General features: G+C 52.5%; 2 rRNA genes. Both read right to left on the reverse strand.

Annotated elements, in window-relative coordinates:
- Nucleotides 1-7: 7 nt before the first annotated feature.
- Nucleotides 8-123: ribosomal RNA gene (rrf, locus tag N7387_RS21025) — 5S ribosomal RNA — on the reverse strand.
- 111 nt (nt 124-234) lie between these two features.
- Nucleotides 235-3,141: ribosomal RNA gene (locus N7387_RS21030) — 23S ribosomal RNA — on the reverse strand.
- Nucleotides 3,142-3,161: the final 20 nt, after the last annotated feature.

Here is a 3,161-nt window from a genome sequence, read left to right on the forward strand (position 1 = left end):
AATAATAACCTGGCGGTTCCCTACTCTCACATGGGGAGACCCCACACTACCATCGGCGCTACGGCGTTTCACTTCTGAGTTCGGCATGGGGTCAGGTGGGACCACCGCGCTACGGCCGCCAGGCAAATTCGTTAATCCAAAACAAGCTTTATGATAAAGAGGAGTAGTCTCTCTCTTCATCATCTGAAAAATTGGTTTATGTTGTCTCTCAACTCAAAACACCTTCGGTGTTGTCAGGTTAAGCCTCTCGGTTCATTAGTACTGGTTAGCTCAATACATCGCTGCACTTACACACCCAGCCTATCAACGTCTTAGTCTCAAACGTTCCTTCAGGACCCTTAAAGGGTCAGGGAAGACTCATCTCGAGGCAAGTTTCCCGCTTAGATGCTTTCAGCGGTTATCTCTTCCGCACTTAGCTACCGGGCAATGCAATTGGCATCACAACCCGTACACCAGTGGTGCGTTCACTCCGGTCCTCTCGTACTAGGAGCAACCCCTCTCAATCTTCCAGCGCCCACGGCAGATAGGGACCGAACTGTCTCACGACGTTCTAAACCCAGCTCGCGTACCACTTTAAATGGCGAACAGCCATACCCTTGGGACCTACTTCAGCCCCAGGATGTGATGAGCCGACATCGAGGTGCCAAACACCGCCGTCGATATGAACTCTTGGGCGGTATCAGCCTGTTATCCCCGGAGTACCTTTTATCCGTTGAGCGATGGCCCTTCCATTCAGAACCACCGGATCACTAAGACCTACTTTCGTACCTGCTCGAGCCGTCACTCTCGCAGTCAAGCTGGCTTATGCCTTTGCACTAACCGCATGATGTCCGACCATGCTTAGCCAACCTTCGTGCTCCTCCGTTACTCTTTGGGAGGAGACCGCCCCAGTCAAACTACCCACCAGACACGGTCCCCGACCCGGATTACGGGTCTGGGTTAGAACATCAAACGTTAAAGGGTGGTATTTCAAGGATGGCTCCGTGCAGACTGGCGTCCACACTTCGTTGCCTCCCACCTATCCTACACATCAAGGCTCAATGTTCAGTGTCAAGCTATAGTAAAGGTTCACGGGGTCTTTCCGTCTTGCCGCGGGTACACTGCATCTTCACAGCGAGTTCAATTTCACTGAGTCTCGGGTGGAGACAGCCTGGCCATCATTACGCCATTCGTGCAGGTCGGAACTTACCCGACAAGGAATTTCGCTACCTTAGGACCGTTATAGTTACGGCCGCCGTTTACCGGGGCTTCGATCAGAAGCTTCGCTTGCGCTAACCTCATCAATTAACCTTCCGGCACCGGGCAGGCGTCACACCGTATACGTCCACTTTCGTGTTTGCACAGTGCTGTGTTTTTAATAAACAGTTGCAGCCAGCTGGTATCTGCGGCTGGCTTCAGCTCCGTCCGCAAGGGACTTCACCTAGTGCCAGCGTGCCTTCTCCCGAAGTTACGGCACCATTTTGCCTAGTTCCTTCACCCGAGTTCTCTCAAGCGCCTGAGTATTCTCTACCTGACCACCTGTGTCGGTTTGGGGTACGATTAATGGTAACCTGGAGCTTAGAGGCTTTTCCCGGAAGCAGAGCATCAATCACTTCACCACCGTAGTGGCTCGTCGTCACGCCTCAGTGTTAACAACCGACCGGATTTGCCTGGTCAGTCCACCTGCACGCTTAAACCGGGACAACCGTCGCCCGGATGATTTAGCTTTCTCCGTCCCCCCTTCGCAGTTACCACCAGTACGGGAATATTAACCCGTTGCCCATCGACTACGCTTTTCAGCCTCGCCTTAGGGGTCGACTCACCCTGCCCCGATTAACGTTGGACAGGAACCCTTGGTCTTCCGGCGTGCGGGTTTTTCACCCGCATTATCGTTACTTATGTCAGCATTCGCACTTCTGATACCTCCAGCAACCCTCACAGGTCACCTTCACAGGCTTACAGAACGCTCCCCTACCCAACAATATTTACATATCGCTGCCGCGGCTTCGGTGCATAATTTAGCCCCGTTACATCTTCCGCGCAGGCCGACTCGACCAGTGAGCTATTACGCTTTCTTTAAATGATGGCTGCTTCTAAGCCAACATCCTGGCTGTCTGAGCCTTCCCACTTCGTTTCCCACTTAATTATGACTTTGGGACCTTAGCCGGCGGTCTGGGTTGTTTCCCTCTTCACGACGAACGTTAGCACCCGCCGTGTGTCTCCCGTGATAACATTCTCCGGTATTCGCAGTTTGCATCGGGTTGGTAAGTCGGGATGACCCCCTAGCCGAAACAGTGCTCTACCCCCGGAGATGAATTCACGAGGCGCTACCTAAATAGCTTTCGGGGAGAACCAGCTATCTCCCGGTTTGATTGGCCTTTCACCCCCAGCCACAAGTCATCCGCTAATTTTTCAACATTAGTCGGTTCGGTCCTCCAGTTAGTGTTACCCAACCTTCAACCTGCCCATGGCTAGATCACCGGGTTTCGGGTCTATACCCTGCAACTAAGACGCCCAGTTAAGACTCGGTTTCCCTGCGGCTCCCCTATTCGGTTAACCTTGCTACAGAATATAAGTCGCTGACCCATTATACAAAAGGTACGCAGTCACACCCCAAAGGGTGCTCCCACTGCTTGTACGTACACGGTTTCAGGTTCTTTTTCACTCCCCTCGCCGGGGTTCTTTTCGCCTTTCCCTCACGGTACTGGTTCACTATCGGTCAGTCAGGAGTATTTAGCCTTGGAGGATGGTCCCCCCATATTCAGACAGGATAACACGTGTCCCGCCTTACTCATCGAACTCACACTACCAACACCTTCGGATACAGGGCTATCACCTGCTGCGGCCAGCCTTTCCAGACTGTTCTCCTGATGCTGATAGTGATTAAGGTTCTGGGCTGCTCCCCGTTCGCTCGCCGCTACTGGGGGAATCTCGTTTGATTTCTTTTCCTCGGGGTACTTAGATGTTTCAGTTCTCCCGGTTCGCTTCATTACCCTATGTATTCAGGTAATGATAGTGCAACGAATTGCACTGGGTTTCCCCATTCGGAAATCGCCGGTTATAACGGTTCATATCACCTTACCGGCGCTTATCGCAGATTAGCACGTCCTTCATCGCCTCTGACTGCCTAGGCATCCACCGTGTACGCTTATTCGCTTAACCTCACAACCCGAAAGTGTCTT

It is taken from the genome of Morganella sp. GD04133 (genome assembly GCF_029835375.1).
GTDB lineage: Bacteria > Pseudomonadota > Gammaproteobacteria > Enterobacterales > Enterobacteriaceae > Morganella > Morganella morganii_B.